We start from the raw sequence: 23,662 nt of genomic DNA, 5'->3' as shown, positions 1-23,662 counted from the left end.
CTCACTGCCAGTCCTCCGGGCGCTCCACCTGCTCCAGGCGCAGGATCGGCCCGCTGCGGCTGAATCGGCGGATCCGCGGCAGTGGCGGGTAGTAGGCGTGAACGGAGATCGCATGCTGGTGGGAGGACTCGTTGAGGACCTCGTGCACATGGTGACGGCCGAAGGAGCGGCCCTTTCCGGCCGGCAACCGCCGTTCCCGGTCCACGCCGTCCGTCAGTTCCAACGTCTTCCAGCCGTCGGCGGGCAGCCGGACGGCGAGCGCGTTCTCCTTGAGTTCACCGGCCGCAGTGACGAAGGCCCCGACCGAGTCGGCGTGGTCGTGCCAGCCGGTGCCCGTCCCGGGCGGCCAGCCGATCAGCCAGGCCTCGCTGCCGCCGGGGCCTTCGAGCCGTACCCAGGTACGGCCCTCGGGGTCGAGCGGGAGCGAGGCGATCAGGTCGACGTCGGCGGCCGTACGCCGTACGAAGTCGAGAAGGTCCGCCTGCGTAGGGGTGGAGGTCGCCGTGGGATTCGGCGCGGGAGGCGTAGCAACCGGGTTGGAAGCGGCAACGGCGGCAGGAGAGACAGACACGGACACCGTCCTGAAGAGAGTTCGCTTTGTGCGCGCGACGGCACCGGCGACAGGAATCAGGAGGCCGGGAGCGGCGCGCGCGGGAAGAAAGAGAGGCGAGTTCAGCAGGACGGGCGACACACGCAGCCCGCATAGCGGACGAGGTCCATATGGACCCTCCGCCACAGGCGCACACAGGTGTCGGTCACGATCCGGAGTAGACCATGCCGGTGCGGGCCGGTCAACTCACTGTCACTATGCGGACCGCACAGTGACAGTCAGTGCCGCTTCGGGGTGAGAATCCGTTCGCTTCAGGGCGAGGAGATGTTGTCTTACGACGGGCATCAGCGCGAACCGGCCGCAGCCCCCGCCTCCTCGGTCTCCTCGGCCCCCTTGGCGGACCGGGCGGACTGGGCCGGTCCACCCAGCGCAGCCTCGGCCGCCGCGTACAGATCGGCCGGACGCACCCCGCTCAACGCCGTCACCAGGTGACCGTCGGGCCGCACCAGCAGGACGGAATGCGCGGACGCCCCGGGGTAGCTCTCCGCGACCAGCAGTTCGGCCGGATACGGCAGCGCCGTCACCGCGGCCGCCAGCCGCGGCATGATGCCGGCGGTCGCCCAGTGCTTGCGCTCCCACACACCCGTGCCCGGAGCGATCAGCAGGACCAGCAGCGCGCCACGCCCGAGCCGGTCCCGCAGCTGCACGAAGGAGCCGTCCTCCGCGGTGACGCGTACGTCCATGATCGGCGCACCCCGCGGTGTGTCCACCGGGACCTCGCCCTCCAGGTCCCCGGGCGCGAGCGGTGAGTCGGCGTACGTCCCCGGTGCACCGATCGCTCCCTGCCCCAGATGGCCGTCCATCAGCAGCGCGTCATGGCCCCGGGCGGAGCCGGGGACGTACGCGCGCAGCCCTCCGCCGCCGCGCAGCAGCGGCAGCGCCTGGTCGGCGGCGCGCAACCGGGCGGCGACGATGGCACGCCGCTCCGCCTGGTAGCTGTCGAGCAGCGCCTCGTACGGCCCGTGGTGCCAGGCCGAAGCCAGCTTCCAGGCGAGGTTGTCGGCGTCCCGCAGCCCCTCGTCGAGCCCGTGCGTGCCGAGCGTGCCGAGGCAGTGCGCCGCGTCCCCGGCGAGAAAGACGCGGCCCACGCGCCAGCGGCGAGCCAGGCGGTGGTGGACCGTGTGAACTCCGGTGTCGAGGAGTTCGTACGGCGGTGTCTCCCCGCCGGTCCAGCCGGCGAGCGTCTCCCGGATGCGAGCCACCAGCAGCTCGGGCGTGACCAGGTCCTTGCCCGGCGGCAGCAGCCAGTCCAGGCGCCACACCCCGTCCGGGAGCGGCCGTCCGGTGACCTCCCCGCCCGAAGGTCCGGACGTCCGCCACGGCGGCATCCGATGAAGCAACGCCTGACCGTCCCACGGAAGTTCCGTGCGCAGCGCGGCCACGGCGTGTCGCTCTACCGCCGTACGGCCGGGAAAGCGGATGTCCTGGAGTTTGCGCACGGTGGAGCGGGGGCCGTCGCAGCCGACCACGTAACTGCCCCGCCACCAGGTGCCCTTGGGCCCGCGGGTGTGCGCGGTGACGCCCGAGGCCTCCTGTTCGATGGCGTCCAGGCGGCTGTCCACGGCGACCTTCACGAGCCGTTCGTCGGCGAGGGCCGCGCGCAGGGCGCCGGTCAGTACGTGCTGGGCGATGTGCAGGGGGGCGGGGTTCGAGGCGCCCTCGCGCCCCTCCGACTCCTCCGCGGCGTCGTCGAACGTGACCTCGCGCATCACCTGCTTGCGCCGCATTGCCCGCCATCCGGCCCAGTGGGCGCCGGCCTCGGCGAGCGGCGCACCCGTGAGGCGTTCCATGAGAGCGGTGGTGTCCTCGCGCAGGACGACGGTGCGCGCGAGGCGGGGTTCGTCCTTGCCGGGTCCCTCGTCGAGGACGACGGACGGCACCTCCTGACGGGCCAGCGCCAGGGCGAGCGTGAGCCCGACGGGCCCCGCTCCGACGATGATCACCGGGTCCACGGCGCGGCGCCCCCTGCCCGCAGCGGTGTCCCGAGGGACGCAAGTGAACAGAAAGTTGGAGCAGGGTGCACGATCACAGAACGTATGCAACCCATTGCCGGTGCTTGCGTCAAGTGACGGAGGGCAGTGGCGATCATGCCACTGCCCTCCGGTCGTTCATGCTATTTGACTGTTCGTCAGGTATAGGTCCTGGAGCCCGGGAGGCCGCCGCCTTCGCCACCGGTCCCGAAGGATCCGCCCACCGCCGCGGGGTTCAGCTCCTCCATGTCCTCGGCGCTGAGCACCGCACCCGTGCTCTTCTTGCTGCGCCGCAGCCGCTTCTCCAGCCAGCTCGCGAAGCTGGTGAGGATGAAGTTGAGCACGATGTAGATGAGCGCCACCACGATGAAGCTGGGGATGACGTTGGCGTAGAAGGCCGCCAGTGTCGCGCGCGAGTTGAGCAGCTCGGTGAACCCGATCATCACGCCACCCAGAGCCGTGTCCTTCACGATGACCACGAGCTGGCTGACGATCGCCGGCAGCATGGCGGTGACGGCCTGCGGCAGCAGGATGCTCCTCATGGTCTGGCCCTTGCGCAAACCGATCGCCTTGGCGGCCTCCGACTGCCCCTTGGGCAGGGCGAGGATGCCCGCACGGACGACCTCGGCGAGAACGGACGCGTTGTAGAGCACCAGGCCAGTGACGACCGCGTAGAGCTGCCGCTGTTCAGTGGTGACGTTCGCCCAGCGGTCGTAGGCCTCGTTGGCGAACAGGATCAGCAGCAGGACGGGGATCGCCCGGAAGAACTCGACCACCCAGGCGGCCGGCAGCCGCACCCAGCGGTGGTCGGAGAGGCGCGCGATACCGAAGACGGCGCCCAGCGGAAGGGCGATCACCATGGCCAGTGCCGCGGCCTTCAGTGTGTTGGCGAGACCGGGCAGTAGATATGTCGTCCAGGCTTCCGACTGGGTGAACGGCTTCCACAGGGCCCACTCCAGCTGACCCTTTTCGTTCATGGCGTCCCAGACGAACCACACGAGCAGGGCGAGCACGGCGAGAAAGATCACCGAGATGAGCACATTGCGCCGCTTGGCACGGGGGCCCGGGGCATCGTAGAGAACGGACGTCATCGCTTCACCGCCAGTCGCTTGCTCAGCCAACCGAGGAAGAGGCCGGTGGGCAGGGTCAGTACCACGAACCCGAGGGCGAAGACTACGCCGATGAGCAGCGTCTGGGCCTCGTTCTCGATCATCGTCTTCATCAAGGTGGCGGCCTCGGCCACGCCGATCGCGGCTGCCACGGTGGTGTTCTTGGTCAGGGCGATCAGCACGTTGGCCAGCGGGCCGATGACCGAACGGAAGGCCTGGGGCAGGACGATGAGCCGGAGAGTCTGACTGAAGCTCAGTCCGATGGCGCGGGCCGCCTCGGCCTGTCCGACGGGCACGGTGTTGATGCCGGAACGAATCGCCTCGCAGACGAAGGCCGCCGTGTAGGCGACGAAACCGAGCACCGCCAGCCGGAATCCCCGGACATCGAAGTCCCCGGAGCCCATCGTCACGCCGAAGATGTCGGCGAGGCCCAGCGAAGTGAAGACGATGATGACGGTCAGGGGAATGTTTCGGACGATGTTCACATAGGCCGTGCCAAACCCACGCATGAGCGGGACCGGGCTGACCCGCATCGCGGCCAGCAAGGTGCCCCAGATCAGGGAGCCGACCGCAGAGATGACGGTGAGTTGCACCGTCGTCCAGAACGCCCCTAGGACGTCGTAACCTTCAAGAAAGTCGAACACGATCTCCCGCGCTTCCGGGTGGGTGGCGTACGTGGACAGCGCGGCGTGCCGCCACCTTGATCGCGGTGGGCGGCGGCACGCCGGTGGACCGTTGCGCTACTTGACGATGACGCCGATCTTCGGCGCGGGTTCGTTCTTGTAGTTGGCCGGACCGAAGTTGTCCTGGACCGCCTTGTCCCAGGACTTGTCCTGGACCATCTTCTCCAGGGCGGCGTTGATCTTGTTGACGGTCGCGGTGTCGCCCTTCTTCACACCGATGCCGTAGTTCTCGTTGCTCAGCTTGAGGCCGGCGAGCTTGAACTTGCCCTTGTACTGCTCCTGCGCGGCGTAGCCGGCGAGGATCGAGTCGTCCGTGGTCAGGGCGTCCACGGCGCCGCTCTGGACGCCGGCGAGGCACTCGGAGTATCCGCCGACCTGCTTCAGGTTGGCCTCGGGGGCGAAGTCCTTTTTGACGTTCTGCGCCGAGGTGGAGCCGGTCACCGAGCACAGGTTCTTGCCGTTGAGGTCCGTGGCCTCGGAGATGTCCGAGTCCGCCTTGACCAGCAGGTCCTGGTGGGCCAGCAGGTACGGCCCGGCGAAGTCGACCTTCTGCTTGCGCTCGTCGGTGATCGAGTACGTCGCCGCGATGAACTTCACGTCGCCGCGGGCGAGGGCGTTCTCACGGTCGGCACTCTTGGTCTCGATCCACTCGATCTGGTCGGGCTCGTAGCCGAGCTCCTTCGCCACGTACGTTGCCACGTCCACGTCGAAGCCGGAGAAGCCGCCCGGCTCCTTCAGGCCCAGACCCGGCTGGTCGTACTTAATGCCGATCTTGATCTTGTCGCCGCCACCGGAGCCCGAGTTGCTGTCGCCGTTGCCGTCACCACCACACGCAGTGGCGGTGATGGAGAGGACGATTGCAGCGGCGGCCGCGGCGGAGGCCTTGCGGAGCTTCATGGTGAACATCCTTTGTGTGAAGAAGAGATGCGTGCCGTCAGGAACGGCGGGTGACGCAGGTCGTCGGGTGCGTGAAGCAGTCCGTCGGTGGTGCATGGTGCGCACCTCGTCAGTGGTGAGGCTCGTACCCCATCAGAGGCACGTGGACCGCACCTCGTCAGTGATGCAGGATCTTGGACAGGAAGTCCTTCGCGCGGTCGCTGCGCGGGTTGCTGAAGAACTGGTCCGGCACAGCTTCTTCGACGATCTTGCCGTCCGCCATGAACACCACCCGGTTGGCGGCCGAACGAGCGAAGCCCATCTCGTGGGTGACGACGATCATGGTCATGCCGTCGCGGGCGAGCTGCTGCATGACCTCCAGGACCTCGTTGATCATCTCCGGGTCGAGCGCCGACGTGGGCTCGTCGAAGAGCATGACCTTGGGGTCCATGGCCAGCGCACGGGCGATGGCCACACGCTGCTGCTGGCCGCCGGAGAGCTGGGCGGGATACTTCTCCGCCTGGCTGCCCACACCCACCCGGTCGAGCAGGGAGCGGGCCTTCTCCTCGGCCTTCTTCTTGTCGGTCTTGCGGACCTTGATCTGGCCCAGCATCACGTTCTCGAGCACGGTCTTGTGCGCGAAAAGGTTGAAGGACTGGAAGACCATTCCGACGTCGGCCCGCAGCTTGGCCAGCGCCTTGCCCTCGGCGGGCAGGGGCTTGCCGTCGATCGCGATCGTGCCGGAGTCGATCGTCTCCAGGCGGTTGATGGTGCGGCACAGGGTGGACTTCCCGGACCCAGAGGGTCCGATGACCACGACGACCTCGCCGCGGGCGATCGTCAGATCGATGTCCTGGAGCACGTGCAACGCGCCGAAGTGCTTGTTCACGTTCTTCAGGACGACCAGCTCGCCGGTCGCGGCCACATCTTCCTTGGCCACCGATACTTCGGTCATCGCTCTCAGGCTCCGTCCTCCTCGGTTTCGGAGGACAGTAATAACCGTATCCGACCTGCGTCATCAGTTCTGAGGGGAATCTGAGCATCACGATCCGATAGCAATCGGACACGTGTCGTAGCACTTGAGGCCGGGCGCGTACCGGCTGGATAACGGAAGCCGTCGGCAACCGGAACCCACTTGACGGCGTCCTCGTCCATCAGCGTGACTTCCATGGTGCATGCGCGCGTGTGCACGCACTGTGTACCTACCTGAATCGTACGGCCGATGAACCGAAGGAGGCCGGGATGAGACTGCTCCTCGTCGAGGACGACAACCATGTCGCCGCCGCGCTGTCCGCGGTCCTGGCACGGCACGGTTTCGACGTCACGCACGCGCGTAGCGGCGAGGAGGCTCTCCAGGCGCTCGTCCCCGAGGGGAACGGCTTCGGCGTCGTCCTGCTCGACCTCGGCCTGCCCGACCAGGACGGCTACGAGGTCTGCGGCAAGATCCGCAAGCGCACCAGCACGCCGGTGATCATGGTCACCGCGCGTTCCGACGTCCGTTCCCGTATCCACGGCCTCAACCTAGGGGCCGACGACTATGTAGTGAAGCCGTACGACACCGGAGAGCTGCTCGCCCGGATCCACGCCGTCAGCCGGCGCACCGTGCAGGAGGACGCGGAAGTGGGCGGCGACGGTGTGCTGCGGCTGGGCGCGGTACACATCGAACTGCCGACCCGCCAGGTCAGCGTGGACGGTTCGGTTATCCAACTGACCCGCAAGGAGTTCGATCTCCTCGCCCTGCTCGCTCAGCGACCGGGGGTGGTCTTCCGTAGGGAGCAGATCATCAGCGAGGTGTGGCGCACGAGTTGGGAGGGGACCGGGCGCACCCTTGAGGTGCATGTGGCGTCCCTGCGCGCCAAGCTGCGCATGCCGGCGCTGATCGAGACCGTACGCGGCGTCGGCTACCGACTCGTCGCCCCGGCCGCGTAGCGGGCAAGGGTGCGCACTCGTCTCCTCCCGCTGCTCATCGTCCTGATGGCGGCCGTACTGCTCGCCCTCGGCGTACCGCTCGCCATCAGCCTGGCCTCGGCCCAGCAGCAGAAGGTGGTCGTCGACCGGATCGACGACACGGCGTACTTCGCGGCCATCGCGCGGCCCGCCGCCGACACCGCGAGCGGATCCCGCGACGACCTGCGCATCCTCAGCCGGGAACTCGAGAGCTACTACGAGGTCTACGGCATCCGGGCCGGCGTCTTCCTACCCAATGACACTCCTCTGGCCAGCGGTCCGACGACCTGGCTCCTACCCGACACCGGCGAGGAGCGCGACGCCTTCAAGGAGTCGCTGCTCAGCCGGCGCAGCCACGACCCCAAGCAGGTGTGGCCCTGGCAGCGCAACCGCCTCGTCATCGCCTCGCCGGTCATCCGGGACGGTGACGTCGTCGCGGTCGTGGTCACCGACTCGCCCACCGGGCAGATGCGCTCGAAGATCCTGCACGGCTGGCTGATCGTCGGGGCGGGTCTGACAGCCGCGATGCTGGTGGCCGTCGGGGCTGCCCTCAGGCTGACCGGCTGGGTGCTCCGGCCCGTGCGGGTGCTGGATGTCACCACGCACGAGATCGCGAGCGGCCGCCTCAAATCGCGGGTCGCGGTGGCCAGCGGCCCGCCGGAACTCAGGCGGCTGGCCCGTTCGTTCAACGAGATGGCGGACAACGTCGAGGACGTGCTGGAGCAGCAGCGCGCCTTCGTCGCCGACGCCTCGCACCAGCTGCGCAACCCGCTCGCGGCGTTGCTGCTGCGCATCGAGCTGCTCGCCTTCGAACTTCCCGAGGGCAATGCGGAGATCGCCTCGGTGCAGGCCGAGGGCAAGCGCCTGGCGCAGGTCCTGGACGACCTGCTCGACCTTGCCCTGGCCGAGCACACCGAGGCCGATCTCCGGCTGACCGACGTGGGCGCGCTGACCGCCGAGCGCGTCGCGGCCTGGGCGCCGACCGCCGAGGCCAAGGGCGTAAGGCTGGTGGCGACCTGTCCGCCCACCACGGCCTGGGTCGACCCGGTGGCGCTGTCCAGCTCCCTGGACGCGGTGATCGACAACGCGGTCAAGTTCACGCCGCAGGACGAGCACGTCGAGGTGACCGTCACCTCCAACGGCAGGACGTCGACGATCGAGGTGACCGACAACGGCCCGGGCCTCACCGATGAGGAACTCGCCCGCATCGGCGACCGCTTCTGGCGCAGCGGCCGGCACCAGAACATCAAGGGCTCGGGTCTGGGCCTGTCGATCGCGCGGGCGCTGCTCGCGCCGGGCGGCGGCTCCATCGCGTACGGCCGTCATGAGCCGCACGGGCTGCGGGTGACGGTGACGGTGCCGAGGTCGGGGCCTACGCCGTAGCGGGTCGGCAGGGGCTCCCCTGCCGTGCGCTGCGGCTTTCGTGCGGCTTGCCGTAAGGCCGGCCCTTCCTGCGGCCGGCCCTTCCTGCGGCCGACCCATTCCGCGGCCGACCCATTCCGCGGACGGCTCTCCCGCGGCCTGGCCGCCCTACGGCTTGACCGAGCGGTAGTAGCGCTTGGCACCGTCGTGCAGGGTGAGCGGATCCGTGTAGATCGCCGTGCGCAGGTCGACGAGTTGCGCGGAGTGGACGTGGGCGCCGATGCCGTCGCGACTCTTGATCACCGTCCGGGTCAGCCATTCGGTGAGCCGGGGGTCCATGTCCTTGCGGGTGATCAGCAGGTTGGACACGGCGATCGTCGGCACGGTCTCGCCGTCCTGGATGCTGGGGTACGCCGACTCCGCCATGTTGGTCGCGCGGTAGAAGTGGGCCGCGTCACCTTGGGCGTGCACCTTGGCCACGAGATCCGCGTCGATCGGCACGAACCGGAACGCGGAGGTCTCGGCGATGTCCTCCAGCCCGCCCGTCGGCACCCCGCCCGACCAGAAGAACGCGTCGAGCTCGCGCCCGAGCCGCTGGGGTCCGGTGTCGATGCCGTCCGACCTGGGCGTGATGTCCTTCTCCGGGTCGATTCCGGCGGCCTCCAGCACGCGGGTGGCGATCAGCCGCACGCCGGAGTTGGGCAGCCCTATGGCCACCCGCTTGCCCTTCAGGTCCGCGACGGAGTGGATGTCCGAGTCCGGCGGTACGACGAGCTGCACATAGTCGTCGTACAGGCGGGCGACACCGCGCAGCCGGTCGGTGACGGGCTTCCCGCCGATCCTGAACGTGTCCACCGCGTCGGCGGCGGCGATCGTGAAGTCGGCTTCACCGTTCGCCACGCGCTCGACGTTCTCCTGCGACCCGGCGCTCGTCGTCAGCCGCACCTTCAGCTGCGGCATGTCCTTGGCGAGCTCCTTGCGCAGGAGCACGCCGTACTCCTGATAGACCCCCGCGCGCGTGCCCGTGCTGAACGTGATCGTCCCGCTGGGCGGCTCCTCACCCAGGGGCAGCAGCCACCACAGCAGCAACCCGAGGGTCACGAGCCCGGCGGTCGCGCCCTGGAGGGCCCGGCGCCTGCTGATGCGGGTGAATGCCTTGGACATGGCCGCGATCCTGCCAGCCGGTACGTGGTGCTGACCAGGGCAGGGGTCACAGGGGGAGTGGGCAAGGGGCGGTGAGAGGGCGAGAAGAAGGGGCGAGAGGGCGATGAGGAGGTGGCGACAGGGCGAGAAGGAGAGCTGCCGGAGCCGGTGGCCGTCGGAGCCGGTCGCTGCCGTGGCGTGACTGTCGGACCCGGCCGATAAAGTCGGCGCATGAGTTCCTCTCCCGCCGACCTGGTCCGTGAATTCCACCTCGCCCTCGGTCTCGACGCCCGCAGTACGCCGAGAGAGGTCTCCCCGGAACTCGCCGCCCACCGTGGAGAGTTGCTGGCCGAGGAGGCGGCGGAGGTCGCCGAGGTCGCTGTCACCGGCCCGCTCGACAAGCTCGCGCACGAGCTGGCGGACGTCGTCTACGTCGCGTACGGCACGGCCTTGGTCCACGGCATCGACCTCGACGCCGTACTGACCGAGATCCACCGCTCCAACATGACCAAGCTGGGCCCCGACGGCCGAGTCGCCCGCCGGGCCGACGGCAAGGTCCTCAAGGGCGAGCACTACGAGGCGCCGGACGTGTCCGGTGTGCTGCGCCGGCAGGGGTGGGCGGCCGACGGGGCGTGAGCGATGCGGTCGCCCTCGGGCCGGGGCAGCGGGCTGTCACGACCGCATACCCTTGTCGCATGAGCAGCAGCGACCGGAGCCAGGCAGTGGACGTGAAGACATACGAGGTGCGCACCTACGGGTGCCAGATGAACGTCCACGATTCCGAGCGATTGTCCGGGCTGCTCGAAGACGCCGGTTACGTACGCGCGCCCGAGGGCTCCGACGGCGACGCGGACGTCGTCGTCTTCAACACCTGCGCGGTCCGTGAGAACGCCGACAACAAGCTGTACGGCAACCTCGGCCACCTCGCGCCGATGAAGACCAAGCGGCCCGGCATGCAGATCGCGGTCGGCGGATGTCTGGCCCAGAAGGACCGCGACACCATCGTGAAGCGGGCGCCCTGGGTTGACGTCGTCTTCGGCACGCACAACATCGGCAAGCTGCCCGTCCTGCTGGAACGCGCGCGCGTGCAGGAGGAAGCGCAGGTCGAGATCGCCGAGTCGCTGGAGGCGTTCCCGTCGACGCTGCCGACCCGGCGCGAGAGCGCCTACGCGGCCTGGGTGTCGATCTCCGTCGGCTGCAACAACACCTGCACCTTCTGCATCGTCCCGGCCCTGCGCGGCAAGGAGAAGGACCGCCGCCCCGGCGACATCCTCGCCGAGGTCGAGGCCCTGGTCGCCGAGGGCGTCAGCGAGATCACGCTGCTCGGCCAGAACGTCAACGCGTACGGCTCCGACATCGGCGACCGCGAGGCGTTCAGCAAGCTGCTGCGGGCCTGCGGGACCATCGAGGGCCTGGAGCGAGTCCGCTTCACGTCCCCGCACCCGCGCGACTTCACGGACGACGTGATCGCGGCGATGGCGGAGACCCCGAACGCGATGCCGCAGCTGCACATGCCGCTCCAGTCCGGCTCGGACACGGTCCTCAAGGCGATGCGCCGCTCCTACCGTCAGGAGCGCTACCTGGGGATCATCGAGAAGGTCCGTGCCGCCATCCCGCACGCCGCGATCACCACCGACATCATCGTGGGCTTCCCGGGCGAGACCGAGGAGGACTTCGAACAGACGCTGCACGTCGTCCGCGAGGCGCGCTTCGCTCAGGCATTCACCTTCCAGTACTCCAAGCGCCCCGGCACCCCCGCGGCCACCATGGAGAACCAGATCCCCAAGAAGGTCGTCCAGGCGCGCTACGAGCGTCTCGTCGCCCTCCAGGAGGAGATCTCCTGGGAGGAGAACAAGAAGCAGGTCGGCCGCACCTTCGAGCTCATGGTCGCCGAGGGCGAGGGCCGCAAGGACGGCGCCACGCACCGCCTGTCCGGCCGCGCGCCCGACAACCGCCTGGTCCACTTCACCAAGCCGGAGCAGGAGGTCCGCCCCGGCGACGTGGTGACCGTCGAGGTCACGTATGCCGCTCCGCACCACCTCCTTGCCGAGGGGCCCGTGCTGAACGTGCGCCGCACGCGCGCCGGCGACGCCTGGGAGAAGCGCAACGCCGCAGAGGCCGCCAAGCCCGCGGGAGTCTTGCTCGGCCTGCCCAAGGTGGGCGTGCCCGAGCCGCTGCCGGCCGTCACCGGAGGCTGCGCCGTCGACTGACCGGCCGTGATCCGGGGATGCCGTCCCGGGGCGCCTCGGGGCGCCCGCAGTAGGCTGCCGATCATGCTTGTCGCTGCCGCAGTCTGCCCCTGTCCGCCTCTCCTCGTGCCCCAGGTCGCCGCGGGCGCCGCGCCCGAGCTGGACACCGCGCGGGTCGCCTGTACGGATGCGCTGGGCCTGCTCGCCGCTGCCCGACCGGACCGGCTCGTCGTCGTCGGACCGGCCGAGGAGGGCGGGCGGCGGACGTATCCGCAGGGGACTCGGGGTTCGTTCCGCGGCTTCGGTGTGGACATCGACGTACGGCTGGGCGGGGCCGACGGCGACCCGGCCGCCGCGGCGGCGCCGGAGCTCCGGCTTCCGACCTCGCTTGCCGTCGCCGCGTGGTTGCTGGAGCGGACCGGTTGGTCGGACGCCCCGATCGAGGGACTCGGTGTGGGGGAACCTCTTGAGGCCGAGCGGTGTATTGAAATCGGAAGGGACATCGCCGCTCGGGCCGAGCGGGTGGCACTGCTGGTGATGGGCGACGCCAGCGCCTGCCGCACGCTCAAGGCTCCCGGGTATCTCGACGAGCGGGCGGCACCGTTCGACGCGTCCGTCGCGCGTGCGCTGGGCAACGCGGACGTGGCCGCCCTGAGGGCCCTGGACACCCAGCTCGCGCACGAGCTGAAGGCTTCGGGCCGGATTCCCTGGCAGGTCCTCGCGGGCGCTGCCGAGAAGGCGGGTCTTTCGGGCGCCTTGCTGTACGACGACGCCCCGTACGGGGTGGGTTACCTGGTCGCGACCTGGTCGTAGCGCACGCCGGAGCCGGAGCCGGAGCCGGAGCCGGAGCCGGAGCCGGAGCCGGAGCCGGAGCCGGAGCCGGAGCCGGAGCCGGAGCCGGAAGCCGAGGTCGGCGACCAAACGGCGGACGGCCGGGAGCCGTCAAGCTCCGCGGCCGTCCGTCGATGTGCCGTTCAGGTGGTCGGCGGGGGTGCGTCCGGCGGTGGTGTGCTGCCGGTCGCCGTGTCGTCACCCTTGTGCGCGAGTCGGTCCATGGCGCCCTTGGCCTTGCCCGTGCCCGTGTGGATCTTGTCGCTGTACTTGCCCTTGGTCCTCTCGTCGACGACCTTCGCGGCCCTTTCGAGCCCGTGCTGGACCTGTCCCTCGTGCCGCTGTGCGAAGTCGGAGACCTTGTCCTTGGCCGGGGCGAGTTTGGATTTCAAATTATCCAGGAGACCCATCGTTCACCTTCCCGCGCGGGGCAGTTACGTGCGGGCGCCCTCGCCGGCCTCGCTGTCGGCCGCCTCGTCGGCGGACTGCTGCTTGGGGATCTCGACGCCGTCGTCGGCGTCGGCCTCGACGGACTCCGCCGCCGACGAATCAGCCGCGTCCTCGGCCTCGGCCTTGGTCTCAGTCGACCCCTTCGTCTCCGCCGCCTCTTCCGCCGCGGGTTCGGCCGTTGGTGTGTCGGCCTGGGCCTCGACGGTTGACGCTTCCTCCGTGGCCTTCGACCTCCGGAAAATTCGTGCGAAAACGCCCATATCCACTCCATACGTTACTCGTGCGGGCGAAATCCCGCGTCGTCCGGTGCGTCCGTTTGCGCCCCCGGGTCGCCGCCTCGGCGAAACCGGCGGCGAAAACCTCGCAACAGGCAACGACCCCGCGCGCGTGCCGTCACGTAACTCGTTCGAGTCCACCCCTTGAGGTTTGCGAGACTGGGGTGGTGAGTAGTGCACCCCTCGCCCCCCGTGTCATCGCCGTAGTCGGACCCACCGCGGCCGGAAAGTCCGATCTGGGCGTCTTCCTGGCCCGGCAACTCGGCGGCGAGGTCGTCAACGCCGACTCCATGCAGCTCTACCGACAGATGGACATCGGCACCGCCAAGCTGACGCCCGAGGAGCGCGCGGAAGTCCCGCACCACCTCCTGGACATCTGGGACGTGACGGTCACGGCGTCCGTGGCCGAGTACCAGCGGCTCGCGCGGGAGCGGATCGACGCGCTGCTCGCCGAGGGGCGCTGGCCGATCCTGGTCGGCGGCTCGGGGCTGTACGTCCGTGGGGCCGTCGACAACCTGGAGTTCCCCGGCACCGACCCCGAGGTCAGGGCCCGGCTGGAGGAGGAGCTCGCGCTGCGCGGTTCCGGAGCCCTCCACGCCCGCCTCGCCGCCGCCGACCCCGAGGCCGGGCAGGCGATCCTGCCCAGCAACGGCCGCCGTATCGTCCGGGCTCTCGAAGTGATCGAGATCACTGGCAAGCCCTTCACCGCCAACCTCCCCGGCCATGACTCGATCTACGACACGGTCCAGATCGGCGTCGACGTGGCCCGTCCGGAGCTGGACGAGCGCATCGCGCGCCGGGTCGACCGGATGTGGGATGCCGGGCTCGTGGACGAGGTCCGCGCGCTGGAGGCGCAGGGGTTGCGTGAGGGGCGTACGGCCTCACGCGCGCTCGGCTACCAGCAGGTGCTCGCGGCGCTCGCCGGGGAGTGCACCCTCGAAGAAGCGCGGGTCGAGACCGTACGTGCCACCAAGCGCTTCGCGCGCCGGCAGGATTCATGGTTCAGGCGCGACCCGCGCGTGCACTGGCTAAGTGGGGCTGCGGCGGATCTCACAGAACTTCCGCATCTCGCACTGGCGTTGGTCGAACGACCGGTTACAGCCTGATCACGTGATGGCATCGGGACGCTCCGGCCGTCATCCCGGCCTCCGGCGCCATGCCATCATCGAGCTTCGATCGACCAAGTGGAGTCCGAGTTGGGAGGGCGCGTGGCGATGGAGGCCGGCCCTCGCGACACCGCACAAGGCACCGAGAACGTCACCGCTGACCGGGACGAACCGGAGCGGGACGGCGACCGCCTGAGCCCCGACGGGCCGGACCGGATCGACGAGACCGACGGGATCGACGAGACCGAGGGTGGCGTCACTGACGACGGACCCGAGCCCGAGGAGATGTACGCGAGCGGCCCGGAGGTCGAGGTCGAGCTGCGTCCGCAGCGCCGACTGCGCATCTGGCAGCTCGCACCCATCGTGTCCCTGGCCGCGGTCGGCTCCCTGATGTTCGCGTTCCCGCTGGCCTTCGACTTCGGCGACAGCGGGGCCGTGATCGCCATGCTGGGGCTGCTGATCTGCTCCTGCGCGGCCGGCTGGGGCATGATGGCCGCCCGCCGGGTCGGCTACACCTGGCCCGGGCTGCCCCAGCGGGGCTCCGGCAGCAGACCGGACTGGCGGGTAGTGACGGCGTACGTCCTGGTCGTCGCCGCGATTGTCGTCCTGGCCGTGTGGCGGGTCGCTCGCCTGCGGTGAGGGCTCTCTTTACGGGTCCGTCGTAGGGGCACCGTACGATCGAGGAATGAGCACGCGGATCGCCTTCCTCAAGGGTCACGGCACCGAGAACGACTTCGTGATCGTCCCGGACCCCGAGAATGTCATCGACCTGCCCCCGGCCGCCGTCGCCGCCCTGTGCGACCGCCGCGCGGGCATCGGTGGTGACGGACTGCTGCACGTGGTGCGGTCCGCGGCGCATCCCGAGGCCAAGGACATGGCGGCCGAGGCCGAGTGGTTCATGGACTACCGCAACGGCGACGGCTCGATCGCGGAGATGTGCGGCAACGGCGTGCGCGTGTTCGCGCGCTACCTCCAGCGCGCGGGACACGTCACCGAGGGCGATCTCGCGGTCGCCACGCGCGGCGGCGTGAAGACCGTGCATATCGCCAAGACGGCATCCGACAGCGGCTCGGCCGCGGGTGACGTCACGGTCGGCATGGGCAAGGCGCTGCTCCCCGAGGGGGACGTCACGGTCGGCGTCGGTGAGCGCAGCTGGCCCGCGCGGAACGTGAACATGGGCAACCCGCACGCGGTCGCCTTCGTGGACGACCTCGCGCACGCCGGCGACCTGTCCTCCGCACCGCCCTTCAGCCCGGCCTCGGCCTACCCGGACGGGGTCAACGTCGAGTTCGTGGTCGACCGGGGGCCCCGGCACGTGGCGCTGCGCGTGCACGAGCGCGGGGCCGGCGAGACCCGGTCGTGCGGCACGGGCGCGTGCGCCGTCGCCGTGGCCACCGCGCGGCGAGACGGGGCAGATCCGGCGGTCACCGGCGTCCCCGTGACATACACCGTCGATGTGCCGGGCGGCACCCTGGTGATCACCGAGCGGCCCGACGGCGAGATCGAGATGACCGGCCCCGCGGTGATCGTGGCCGAGGGTGAGATCGACGCCGAGTGGCTGGAAACGTTCGTTCGCTGAGCGGTTTCATGGCTCCGGGGCAGAGCCTCGAGCGGGGCCTGGCCCGAGCGTGGAGCCGTCGGAGGCCCGGACCCGTTCGAGATCGCGAACGGCGGCTGGCTGTCTGGCGCAAAAACGTAAACCCACAAACCCTCGCTCGAATGGGTGATCCGTTTCACGCTCGGCGAGAGGCGGTCAGTCGCACGTGATGGGCTCGGTAGCATCAAGCACCGGCCCGGACGGGGGAGATGTCGCCATCCCCTGAGCCGTGTCCGCCATGGGGCACCCCGTCCGCCGGTCCACGCAGCCGGAGGTGCCCATGAGTGCGGAGGCCACGAATTCCGCGACGCCAGGCCCGGTAGCAGGCGCTGTGACGCCTGCGGTGCCTCGCAGGAAGGCGCGCGCCCGCATCGACCTGCGCCGCCTCGGCCGGGCGGCGTTGCTCGGCCCCGCCTCGCGCGGTCGGCTGCCCGATGCGATCAGCCATGTCGTCGACGCCCACCGGGCTCACCATTCCGACGCGGACCTCGAACCGCTGCGCCGCGCCTATGTCCTGGCCGAGTCCTCGCACCGCGGCCAGATGCGCAAGAGCGGCGAGCCGTACATCACGCACCCGCTCGCGGTGACCCTGATCCTCGCCGAACTCGGCGCCGAGACCACGACCTTGACGGCCTCACTGCTCCACGACACCGTCGAGGACACCGACGTGACGCTCGATCAGGTCGGCGAGCAGTTCGGCGCGGAGGTCCGCTTCCTCGTCGACGGCGTGACGAAGTTGGAGAAGGTCGACTACGGTGCCGCTGCCGAGCCCGAGACCTTCCGCAAGATGCTCGTCGCCACAGGCAACGACGTCCGCGTGATGTCGATCAAACTCGCCGACCGCCTGCACAACATGCGCACCCTCGGTGTGATGCGCCCCGAAAAGCAGGCCCGCATCGCCAAGGTGACCCGTGACGTCCTCATCCCGCTCGCCGAGCGGCTCGGTGTCCAGGCGCTCAAGACGGAGCTGGAGGACCTGGTCTTCGCGATCCTGCATCCCGAGGAGTACGAGCACACACGGGAGTTGATCGTCCAGAACGCCTCACGCGCCGACGATCCGCTCGCGGAGATGGCCGTCGAGATGCGCAAGGTCCTGCGCGAGGCCGACATCCAGGCCGAAGTCCTCATCCGGCCACGGCACTTCGTCTCCGTGCACCGCGTGTCCCGCAAGCGCGGCCGGCTGCGCGGCGCCGACTTCGGACGGCTGCTGGTGCTGGTGAACGAGGACGCGGACTGTTACGGCGTCCTGGGCGAACTGCACACCTGTATGACGCCGGTCGTCTCGGAGTTCAAGGACTTCATCGCCGTCCCCAAGTTCAACCTGTACCAGTCGCTGCACACTGCCGTCGCCCGCGCGGACGGCCAGGTAACCGAAGTCCTCATCCGTACCCACCAGATGCACAAGGTCGCCGAGGCCGGCGTCGTCGCGCTGGGCAATCCCTACGCTCCTCCTTCGGAGGAGCAGGTCGCCACCAGCGACGGCGAGCGCGCCGACCCCACGCGCCCCGGCTGGCTCTCGCGCCTCCTGGACTGGCAGGAGGCCGCTCCCGACCCGGACACCTTCTGGTCGACGCTGCGCGAGGACCTCGCCCAGGACCGCGAGATCACCGTCTTCCGGCCCGACGGCGGCACCCTTGGGCTGCCCGAGGGAGCCACTTGTGTGGACGCCGCGTACGCGCAGTACGGCGAGGACGCGCACGCGTGCATCGGCGCCCGCGTCAACGGCCGCCTGGCGACCCTCAGCACGGTTCTGCGGGACGGCGACACCGTCCAGCTCCTCATGGGCCAGGACCCGGCCTCGGAACCCTCCAGGGAGTGGCTGGAGCATGCCCACACAGCCGCCGCCCGGATCGCCATCCAGCGGTGGCTGGCCGCGCATCCCTCGCACGGCGCCCCGGAGGTCGGCGACGCCGCGGTGGCCTTCCGGGGGGCGCCGGACGGGGCCGCGCACCAGGCGGCTGCCTCGGAGGGGACGGCCGTGCGGCTGGGTGCGGAGGCTCCGGTCGGTCGGCCCGCCGGCGGTGACGTACTCGTCGACCGTCCCGGCGCGACCGTACGCCTCGCCGGTTGTTGCACCCCCGTACCCCCCGACGACGTCACCGGATTCGCCGTGCGCGGGGGAGTGGTGACGGTTCATCGCGTCGGGTGCTCCGCGGTGGCGCGGATGAAAGGCGCTGGGCGTGCGGAGATCGGCGTGCGCTGGGGGGACACCACCGAGTGCCGGGTCACCCTGGTCGCCGAATCGTTCGTCCGCCCCCACCTGCTGGCGGACCTCACGGAGGCCATGGCCCTGGAGGGCGCGGAGATCGTCTCGGCGACGGTCGAACCCCCGACCCAGCAGCGCGTACGCCACACCTACACGGTCGAGCTTCCGGACGCGGCGCAGCTGCCGGGGCTGATGCGGGCCATGCGGAACGTGGCGGGCGTGTACGACGTGAGCAGGGCGCAGCCGCAGACGCAGGGGGTGTGACGGTGTGCCGGGCGCGGGGCATTCGCCCGGAGCGTCGGCCCGTGCAGCCGTCGCCGGCCCGTCCCCGCCCGTTGAGCCGTTGCCGACCCGTCTCCCCGGCCTGTTGAGCCGTTGCCGACCCGCCCCCGGGACCTTTCCCAGAAGGCTGCACCCACCTGACATACCCGTTCGAGTGTGCCGGTCGCGCGTCGTCGATGCCTCGCACGCGCGCGCTGATAGCCGTGGTGCATGCTGCTCACCCCCCGCACCGAGGCTCAGCGACCAGTCCCTGGCGCTCCTCGCACCCGTCCCGGATCCCGTCGGCGGGCCAAGGCGTCCGCCCTGGTCGCCGTCGCCGCCTCCCTCGGCCTCCTCGCCGCGAGCGCTCCCGCGGAACCTCTGGGCGTCGGCGACCACCTCTTCCCGCACCTGGGCAACCCCGGCTACGACGTCGCGTCGTACGACCTCTCCTTCACCTACCCCGGCACCAACAGCAAGCCCCTCCAGGCCGTCACCACGATCGACGCCTGGACGACCCAGGACCTCGACCGCGTCAACCTGGACTTCGCCCACGGCAAGGTCGAGTCCGTCGAGGTCGACGGGGCGCCCGCGACGTTCCGCAGCGCCGGTGAGGACCTCGTCGTCACCCCCGAGGAGCCGCTGGCCGACGGCAGCTGGACGCGGATCACCGTGCGGCACACCAGCGACCCCGTGTACGGGAAGACCCGGGACGGTGGCTGGGTGCGGACCTCGGACGGCCTCGCCATGGCCAACCAGGCCGACGCCGCCCACGTGGTGTTCCCGTGCAACGACCACCCCTCCGACAAGGCGATGTTCACCATCCGGGTCACCGCGCCGAACGGCTACACCGCCGTCGCCAACGGCCTGCCGACGGACGTGGACCGCTCGGGCGGTGCGACGACATGGACGTACCGCACCCGGCACCCCATGGCCACCGAGCTCGCCCAGGTGTCCATCGGCCGCTCCAAGGTGGTGCACCGCACCGGCCCGCACGGACTGCCCGTACGGGACGTCGTGCCCGCCAAGGACCGCGAGCTGCTCGAACCGTGGCTGAAGAAGACGCCGGCCCAGATCTCCTGGATGGAGAGCAAGATCGGGCGATACCCCTTCGAGACGTACGGCCTGCTCGTGGCCGAGGCCGCCACGGGCTTCGAACTCGAGACCCAGACGCTCTCTCTCTTCGAGAGAGAGCTGTTCACCCAGTCCGCCTTCCCGAAGTGGTACGTCGAGGCGATCATGGTGCACGAGCTGGCGCACCAGTGGTTCGGGGACAGTGTGAGCCCGGGCACCTGGTCCGACCTGTGGCTCAGTGAAGGGCACGCCACCTGGTACGAGGCGCTGTACGCGGCGGAGAAGGCGGGCAGGCCGATGGAGGCCAGGATGAAGGCCGCGTACGCCGCCTCCGACCGCTGGCGGGCGGCCGGCGGACCGCCCGCGGCACCCAAGGCGACGGCGGCCGGCAAGAAGAACGGGATCTTCCGGCCGAACGTCTATGACGGCGCCGCCCTGGTTCTGTACGCCCTGCGCCAGGAGATCGGCGCCCCGGCCTTCGAGCGCCTGGAACGCACCTGGGTGCACCGCCACAAGGACCGTTCCCCCACGACCGCGGACTTCGTCGCGCTCGCGGAGGACATCTCCGGACGGCAGCTCGACGGATTCATGCAGGCCTGGCTGTACGGCGAGAAGACCCCGCCGATGCCCGGCGAGCCGGAGTGGAAGTCGGCGGACCCCGAGAAGCCGACGGGGAAGCAGGCCACGGGGAAGAAGGCGGCCGGGAAGCAGGCGACCGGGAAATAAGGCGGTGACGAGACGTGCCGTGCCGTGCGACCATCTTCAGGTCGGCACGGTACGGCACGGGACGCGGGAATCTCGCGGGGCACTCGTGCGTTGAGAGAAGTGACGGACAGTTTCCGGGTGCTACGGACTCGCTCCGAAGAGCCAGAACCACTGCCACCGTCGCCGCAAACGGATTCCCCATCGACGTAAGGACCCAATGACCTCCTCTTCTTCCCCTTCCCAGGACACGCAGCGCTTCGCGCACACCTATCCCGAAGGTCTTCGGGCCGATGCCCTGATGGAAGAGGACGTCGCCTGGAGCCACGAGATCGACGGAGAGCGGGACGGCGACCAGTTCGACCGCTCCGAGCGGGCGGCTCTGCGCCGCGTGGCGGGCCTCTCCACCGAGCTCGAGGACGTCACCGAGGTCGAGTACCGCCAGCTCCGCCTGGAGCGGGTCGTGCTCGTCGGTGTCTGGACCTCAGGGACCGCGCAGGACGCGGACAACTCCCTCGCGGAGCTCGCCGCCCTCGCGGAGACCGCGGGCGCGCTGGTGCTCGACGGCGTGATCCAGCGCCGCGACAAGCCCGACGCGGCCACTTACATCGGTTCCGGCAAGGCCGGTGAGCTGCGGGACATCGTGCTGGAGACCGGCGCCGACACCGTCATCTGCGACGGTGAACTCAGCCCGGGCCAGCTCATCCACCTCGAAGACGTCGTCAAGGTCAAGGTCATCGACCGCACGGCCCTGATCCTCGACATCTTCGCCCAGCACGCCAAGTCCCGGGAGGGCAAGGCGCAGGTCGCGCTCGCGCAGATGCAGTACATGCTGCCGAGGCTGCGAGGCTGGGGTCAGTCGCTGTCCCGGCAGATGGGCGGCGGCAAGGGCGGCGGCCTCGCCACCCGTGGTCCCGGTGAGACCAAGATCGAGACGGACCGGCGACGGATCCGCGAGAAGATGGCGAAGATGCGCCGGGAGATCGCGGAGATGAAGACCGGGCGCGACATCCAGCGCCAGGTGCGCCGCCGCAACAAGGTGCCCTCGGTCGCCATCGCCGGCTACACCAACGCCGGCAAGTCCTCCCTGCTCAACCGCCTCACGGGCGCGGGCGTGCTGGTCGAGAACGCCCTGTTCGCGACCCTCGACCCGACCGTGCGCCGGGCCGAGACACCGAGCGGCCGCCTGTACACGCTGGCCGACACGGTCGGTTTTGTACGGCACCTGCCGCACCACCTGGTCGAGGCGTTCCGCTCCACGATGGAGGAGGTCGGCGCGTCCGACCTGATCCTGCACGTGGTGGACGGTTCGCACCCGAACCCGGAGGAGCAGCTGGCCGCCGTGCGCGAGGTGATCAGGGACGTCGGCGCCACCGACGTACCGGAGATCGTCGTGATCAACAAGGCGGACGCTGCCGATCCGCTGACGTTGCAGCGGCTGATGCGGATCGAGAAGCGCTCCATCGCGGTCTCGGCACGCACCGGCCAGGGCATCGACGAGCTGCTCGCGCTGATCGACAACGAGCTGCCCCGTCCGTCCGTCGAGATCGAGGCGCTCGTGCCGTACACGCACGGCAAGCTGGTCGCCCGCGCCCACACCGAGGGCGAGGTGATCTCCGAGGAGCACACCCCGGAGGGCACGCTGCTCAAGGTGCGGGTGCATGAGGAGCTGGCGGCGGATCTCGCGCCGTACGTTCCGGCGCCGACCGTCTGAGCCGTCGCAACCCGGCGGGCCGGCCCGCCCGACCGTTCCGGAACGGCGGCCCGAGTTGCCGTAGAAACACCGAAGGCCCGCCCCCTGTCGTGCGAATTCCAGGGGGCGGGCCTTCCGTACGTCTCAGTCCGCGTGCGTCATCGACCGCCGTACGCCTTGCTGCTCACCCTGCGTCACCGACCGCCGTACGTCTTGCTCATGTGCTGGTACACCGCCTCGGCGTCCGCTCCCAGCTGCGGGCCCGCGAGCCAGGTGTTGTCCTCGGGGCCGATCGAGGTGTTCGACACCAGCTTGGTCTTGCCGTCCACCACCCGGAACCAGCCGCCGCCGGACGAACCGCCGGTCATGGTGCAGCCGATGCGGTACATCGTCGGCAGGGTCGGGCTGAGCGAGAACCGGCCCGGCTGGTCGAGGCACTTGAACATCTGCAGGCCGTTGTACGGCGGTGCCGCCGGGTAACCCCAGGCGCCCATCGTGCCGGCCTCGGTCGCCGAGGGGGCCGAGGGGGCCGAGAAGTCCACGTCCAGGGCGGCGCCGACCGTCTCCTCGAGCGACTTGGAGCCCTGCTCCGGCTTCACATGCAGCACGGAGTAGTCGTACGCGGCACCCGCGCCGCCGGTGTCCGAGCCGCCCTGGATCCACTCGTTCGAGGTGGAGACCCAGTCCGCCCACCAGTTGCCGTACGGGGCGATCTCCGAGGAGTCCGCGTTGCCCAGCTGCGCCGCGGACTTGCCGAGATCGTTGTAGGCCGGGACGAAGACGATGTTGCGGTACCAGCCGCCGTTGCCACCGGCGTGCACGCAGTGGCCGGCCGTCCAGACGAGGTTGGACTTGCCGGGGTGGTTGACGTCCTTGATGACCGTGCCGGAACAGACGGCCGGGCCGTCGGGGGAGTCGAAGAAGACCTTGCCGACGGGAGCGGCGTTCTCGTGGTACGGCGTCTTCTCGGCCGTGGCCTGGACGGGCGCAGGCTCCGGGTCACTCACGCCCTGGTCGGCCGCGGCGTCCTGAGTGGTGACCGTCTTGTTGGCCTCCTTGGCGGACTGCATCCGGTCGGGCTTCCACAGGCCCTCGATCACCGGGTTGACGAAGTCCTTGGCTTCGCTGAGCCACTTGTCCTTGTCCCAGTCCTTCCAGCCACCGCTGGTCCACTTGTCGACATCGATGCCGTGCTCCTTGAGCTTGTCGGCGATGTCGGTGGGGATCTCGATCTTGCCGTTGCCGTTGCCGTTGCCGTTGCCGAGGTCGGCGGCCTGGGACGCGGCCGCATCGGCCTTGTCGCTCGCCGCGTCCTCGACCGAGCCGCCACAGGCGGTCGCGGTGAGCGCCAAAGCGGCGACGAGGCCGGTGGTGGCGAGGGCGGAGCGCCGCCTGCGGTGTGGAGCTGTGGGCATGTGTGCGGAACGCATGGTGCGGTAACCCCCGTTGGAGCGTGCGGTGCCGTCGCGCCTGATGTCAGGTGCCGACTGCGAAATGCCACGTGCTGTCAGATGGTGAAAGGTGCTGGTCACGAAGGGGGCGTGTACACCCTTGTGCGGCCCCTCCGACGCGACACCC

General features: G+C 69.8%; 22 protein-coding genes. 11 read left to right on the top strand and 11 right to left on the bottom strand.

Features of this window, described 5'->3' with window-relative positions; genetic code table 11:
• Nucleotide 1: 1 nt before the first annotated feature.
• The 7 genes from ADK36_RS34605 to ADK36_RS34580 all read right to left on the bottom strand — a co-directional run bounded on the left by ADK36_RS34605 (nt 2) and on the right by ADK36_RS34580 (nt 6,203).
• Nucleotides 2-571, bottom strand: a complete 570-nt coding sequence (locus ADK36_RS34605) for a cysteine dioxygenase (RefSeq protein ID WP_053200277.1) — start codon at nt 569-571, stop codon at nt 2-4.
• Nucleotides 572-672: 101 nt separating this feature from the next.
• The gene (locus ADK36_RS51315) at nt 673-744 is read right to left on the bottom strand and encodes a putative leader peptide (RefSeq protein WP_309544753.1); all 72 of its coding nucleotides are present in this window, start codon (nt 742-744) and stop codon (nt 673-675) included.
• 150 nt (nt 745-894) lie between these two features.
• Nucleotides 895-2,562 (bottom strand): FAD-dependent monooxygenase, encoded by a 1,668-nt coding sequence (locus ADK36_RS34600; protein WP_053200275.1) that lies wholly within the window; start codon nt 2,560-2,562, stop codon nt 895-897.
• A 176-nt stretch (nt 2,563-2,738) separates the two neighbouring features.
• Entirely contained in the window at nt 2,739-3,671 is a 933-nt protein-coding gene (locus tag ADK36_RS34595) for an amino acid ABC transporter permease (RefSeq protein ID WP_048580319.1), read from the bottom strand.
• Complete coding sequence (locus ADK36_RS34590) at nt 3,668-4,333, bottom strand: amino acid ABC transporter permease (protein WP_048580318.1); 666 nt, start codon at nt 4,331-4,333, stop codon at nt 3,668-3,670. Before ADK36_RS34590 ends, ADK36_RS34595 begins: the two co-directional genes overlap by 4 nt.
• 96 nt (nt 4,334-4,429) lie before the next feature.
• The gene (locus tag ADK36_RS34585; RefSeq protein WP_199830305.1) at nt 4,430-5,269 is read right to left on the bottom strand and encodes a glutamate ABC transporter substrate-binding protein; all 840 of its coding nucleotides are present in this window, start codon (nt 5,267-5,269) and stop codon (nt 4,430-4,432) included.
• A 157-nt stretch (nt 5,270-5,426) separates the two neighbouring features.
• Entirely contained in the window at nt 5,427-6,203 is a 777-nt protein-coding gene (locus ADK36_RS34580; protein WP_048580316.1) for an amino acid ABC transporter ATP-binding protein, read from the bottom strand.
• Nucleotides 6,204-6,490: 287 nt separating this feature from the next.
• Between ADK36_RS34580 and ADK36_RS34575 the strand changes: the two genes are divergently transcribed.
• Together ADK36_RS34575 and ADK36_RS34570 are read left to right on the top strand one after the other, a co-directional pair.
• Nucleotides 6,491-7,177: a response regulator transcription factor gene (locus tag ADK36_RS34575; RefSeq protein WP_048580315.1), complete on the top strand. Its 687-nt coding sequence runs from the start codon at nt 6,491-6,493 to the stop codon at nt 7,175-7,177.
• Nucleotides 7,178-7,186: 9 nt separating this feature from the next.
• Complete coding sequence (locus ADK36_RS34570; RefSeq protein WP_048580314.1) at nt 7,187-8,578, top strand: HAMP domain-containing sensor histidine kinase; 1,392 nt, start codon at nt 7,187-7,189, stop codon at nt 8,576-8,578.
• A 147-nt stretch (nt 8,579-8,725) separates the two neighbouring features.
• On the opposite strand, the gene ADK36_RS34565 is transcribed toward ADK36_RS34570, so the two are convergent.
• Complete coding sequence (locus ADK36_RS34565; protein WP_053200273.1) at nt 8,726-9,721, bottom strand: TAXI family TRAP transporter solute-binding subunit; 996 nt, start codon at nt 9,719-9,721, stop codon at nt 8,726-8,728.
• 210 nt (nt 9,722-9,931) lie between these two features.
• Here ADK36_RS34565 and ADK36_RS34560 point away from each other — a divergent pair, with 210 nt between their 5' ends.
• The 3 genes from ADK36_RS34560 to ADK36_RS34550 all read left to right on the top strand — a co-directional run bounded on the left by ADK36_RS34560 (nt 9,932) and on the right by ADK36_RS34550 (nt 12,702).
• Nucleotides 9,932-10,336 (top strand): MazG nucleotide pyrophosphohydrolase domain-containing protein, encoded by a 405-nt coding sequence (locus tag ADK36_RS34560; RefSeq protein WP_053200271.1) that lies wholly within the window; start codon nt 9,932-9,934, stop codon nt 10,334-10,336.
• A 59-nt stretch (nt 10,337-10,395) separates the two neighbouring features.
• A complete protein-coding gene (gene miaB / locus ADK36_RS34555) occupies nt 10,396-11,910 on the top strand; it encodes a tRNA (N6-isopentenyl adenosine(37)-C2)-methylthiotransferase MiaB (protein WP_048580311.1) in 1,515 nt (504 codons plus the stop codon).
• Between the two features lie 63 nt (nt 11,911-11,973).
• Nucleotides 11,974-12,702 (top strand): class III extradiol dioxygenase subunit B-like domain-containing protein, encoded by a 729-nt coding sequence (locus ADK36_RS34550; RefSeq protein WP_078916095.1) that lies wholly within the window; start codon nt 11,974-11,976, stop codon nt 12,700-12,702.
• A 161-nt stretch (nt 12,703-12,863) separates the two neighbouring features.
• Here ADK36_RS34550 and ADK36_RS34545 read toward each other — a convergent pair whose 3' ends face one another.
• Nucleotides 12,864-13,130, bottom strand: a complete 267-nt coding sequence (locus tag ADK36_RS34545; protein ID WP_048580309.1) for an antitoxin — start codon at nt 13,128-13,130, stop codon at nt 12,864-12,866.
• A gap of 24 nt (nt 13,131-13,154) precedes the next feature.
• Nucleotides 13,155-13,430 carry a hypothetical protein gene (locus ADK36_RS34540; protein WP_053200269.1) on the bottom strand — a complete coding sequence of 92 codons (276 nt, stop codon included), beginning with the start codon at nt 13,428-13,430 and terminating at the stop codon, nt 13,155-13,157.
• 182 nt (nt 13,431-13,612) lie between these two features.
• Between ADK36_RS34540 and miaA the strand changes: the two genes are divergently transcribed.
• From miaA to hflX, 6 genes are all read left to right on the top strand, one after another.
• The gene (gene miaA / locus ADK36_RS34535) at nt 13,613-14,551 is read left to right on the top strand and encodes a tRNA (adenosine(37)-N6)-dimethylallyltransferase MiaA (RefSeq protein ID WP_048580359.1); all 939 of its coding nucleotides are present in this window, start codon (nt 13,613-13,615) and stop codon (nt 14,549-14,551) included.
• Between the two features lie 108 nt (nt 14,552-14,659).
• Entirely contained in the window at nt 14,660-15,190 is a 531-nt protein-coding gene (locus ADK36_RS34530; RefSeq protein WP_048580307.1) for a hypothetical protein, read from the top strand.
• Nucleotides 15,191-15,236: 46 nt separating this feature from the next.
• Nucleotides 15,237-16,130, top strand: coding sequence for a diaminopimelate epimerase (dapF, locus tag ADK36_RS34525; protein ID WP_048580306.1), 894 nt, complete (start codon nt 15,237-15,239; stop codon nt 16,128-16,130).
• Between the two features lie 298 nt (nt 16,131-16,428).
• Complete coding sequence (locus ADK36_RS34520; RefSeq protein ID WP_048580305.1) at nt 16,429-18,618, top strand: RelA/SpoT family protein; 2,190 nt, start codon at nt 16,429-16,431, stop codon at nt 18,616-18,618.
• 228 nt (nt 18,619-18,846) lie between these two features.
• The gene (locus tag ADK36_RS34515) at nt 18,847-20,415 is read left to right on the top strand and encodes a M1 family metallopeptidase (protein WP_053200267.1); all 1,569 of its coding nucleotides are present in this window, start codon (nt 18,847-18,849) and stop codon (nt 20,413-20,415) included.
• A gap of 196 nt (nt 20,416-20,611) precedes the next feature.
• Nucleotides 20,612-22,105 carry a GTPase HflX gene (gene hflX, locus ADK36_RS34510; RefSeq protein WP_048580303.1) on the top strand — a complete coding sequence of 498 codons (1,494 nt, stop codon included), beginning with the start codon at nt 20,612-20,614 and terminating at the stop codon, nt 22,103-22,105.
• 173 nt (nt 22,106-22,278) lie between these two features.
• Here the strand turns inward: hflX and ADK36_RS34505 are convergent, their stop codons facing one another.
• Entirely contained in the window at nt 22,279-23,514 is a 1,236-nt protein-coding gene (locus ADK36_RS34505) for a trypsin-like serine peptidase (RefSeq protein ID WP_053200265.1), read from the bottom strand.
• Nucleotides 23,515-23,662: the final 148 nt, after the last annotated feature.

The sequence above is a fragment of the Streptomyces viridochromogenes genome, from assembly GCF_001270495.1.
In the GTDB taxonomy this organism is placed as follows: domain Bacteria; phylum Actinomycetota; class Actinomycetes; order Streptomycetales; family Streptomycetaceae; genus Streptomyces; species Streptomyces viridochromogenes_A.
The sequence above is the reverse complement of the archived record's forward strand: the minus strand, read 5'-3'. Positions and strand labels throughout refer to the sequence as shown.

Bases quoted from the DNA above. Each gene is read 5' to 3' on its own strand.
- ADK36_RS34505 (WP_053200265.1), bottom strand. From the start codon at position 23,514: ATGCGTTCCGCACACATGCCCACAGCTCCACACCGCAGGCGGCGCTCC.
- ADK36_RS34560 (WP_053200271.1), top strand. From the start codon at position 9,932: ATGAGTTCCTCTCCCGCCGACCTGGTCCGTGAATTCCACCTCGCCCTC.
- miaB (WP_048580311.1), top strand. From the start codon at position 10,396: ATGAGCAGCAGCGACCGGAGCCAGGCAGTGGACGTGAAGACATACGAG.
- ADK36_RS34580 (WP_048580316.1), bottom strand. From the start codon at position 6,203: ATGACCGAAGTATCGGTGGCCAAGGAAGATGTGGCCGCGACCGGCGAG.
- ADK36_RS34565 (WP_053200273.1), bottom strand. From the start codon at position 9,721: ATGTCCAAGGCATTCACCCGCATCAGCAGGCGCCGGGCCCTCCAGGGC.
- ADK36_RS34540 (WP_053200269.1), bottom strand. From the start codon at position 13,430: ATGGGCGTTTTCGCACGAATTTTCCGGAGGTCGAAGGCCACGGAGGAA.
- ADK36_RS34520 (WP_048580305.1), top strand. From the start codon at position 16,429: ATGAGTGCGGAGGCCACGAATTCCGCGACGCCAGGCCCGGTAGCAGGC.
- dapF (WP_048580306.1), top strand. From the start codon at position 15,237: ATGAGCACGCGGATCGCCTTCCTCAAGGGTCACGGCACCGAGAACGAC.
- ADK36_RS34550 (WP_078916095.1), top strand. From the start codon at position 11,974: ATGCTTGTCGCTGCCGCAGTCTGCCCCTGTCCGCCTCTCCTCGTGCCC.
- ADK36_RS34575 (WP_048580315.1), top strand. From the start codon at position 6,491: ATGAGACTGCTCCTCGTCGAGGACGACAACCATGTCGCCGCCGCGCTG.
- ADK36_RS34515 (WP_053200267.1), top strand. From the start codon at position 18,847: ATGCTGCTCACCCCCCGCACCGAGGCTCAGCGACCAGTCCCTGGCGCT.
- ADK36_RS34545 (WP_048580309.1), bottom strand. From the start codon at position 13,130: ATGGGTCTCCTGGATAATTTGAAATCCAAACTCGCCCCGGCCAAGGAC.
- ADK36_RS34530 (WP_048580307.1), top strand. From the start codon at position 14,660: ATGGAGGCCGGCCCTCGCGACACCGCACAAGGCACCGAGAACGTCACC.
- hflX (WP_048580303.1), top strand. From the start codon at position 20,612: ATGACCTCCTCTTCTTCCCCTTCCCAGGACACGCAGCGCTTCGCGCAC.
- ADK36_RS34585 (WP_199830305.1), bottom strand. From the start codon at position 5,269: ATGAAGCTCCGCAAGGCCTCCGCCGCGGCCGCCGCTGCAATCGTCCTC.
- ADK36_RS34595 (WP_048580319.1), bottom strand. From the start codon at position 3,671: ATGACGTCCGTTCTCTACGATGCCCCGGGCCCCCGTGCCAAGCGGCGC.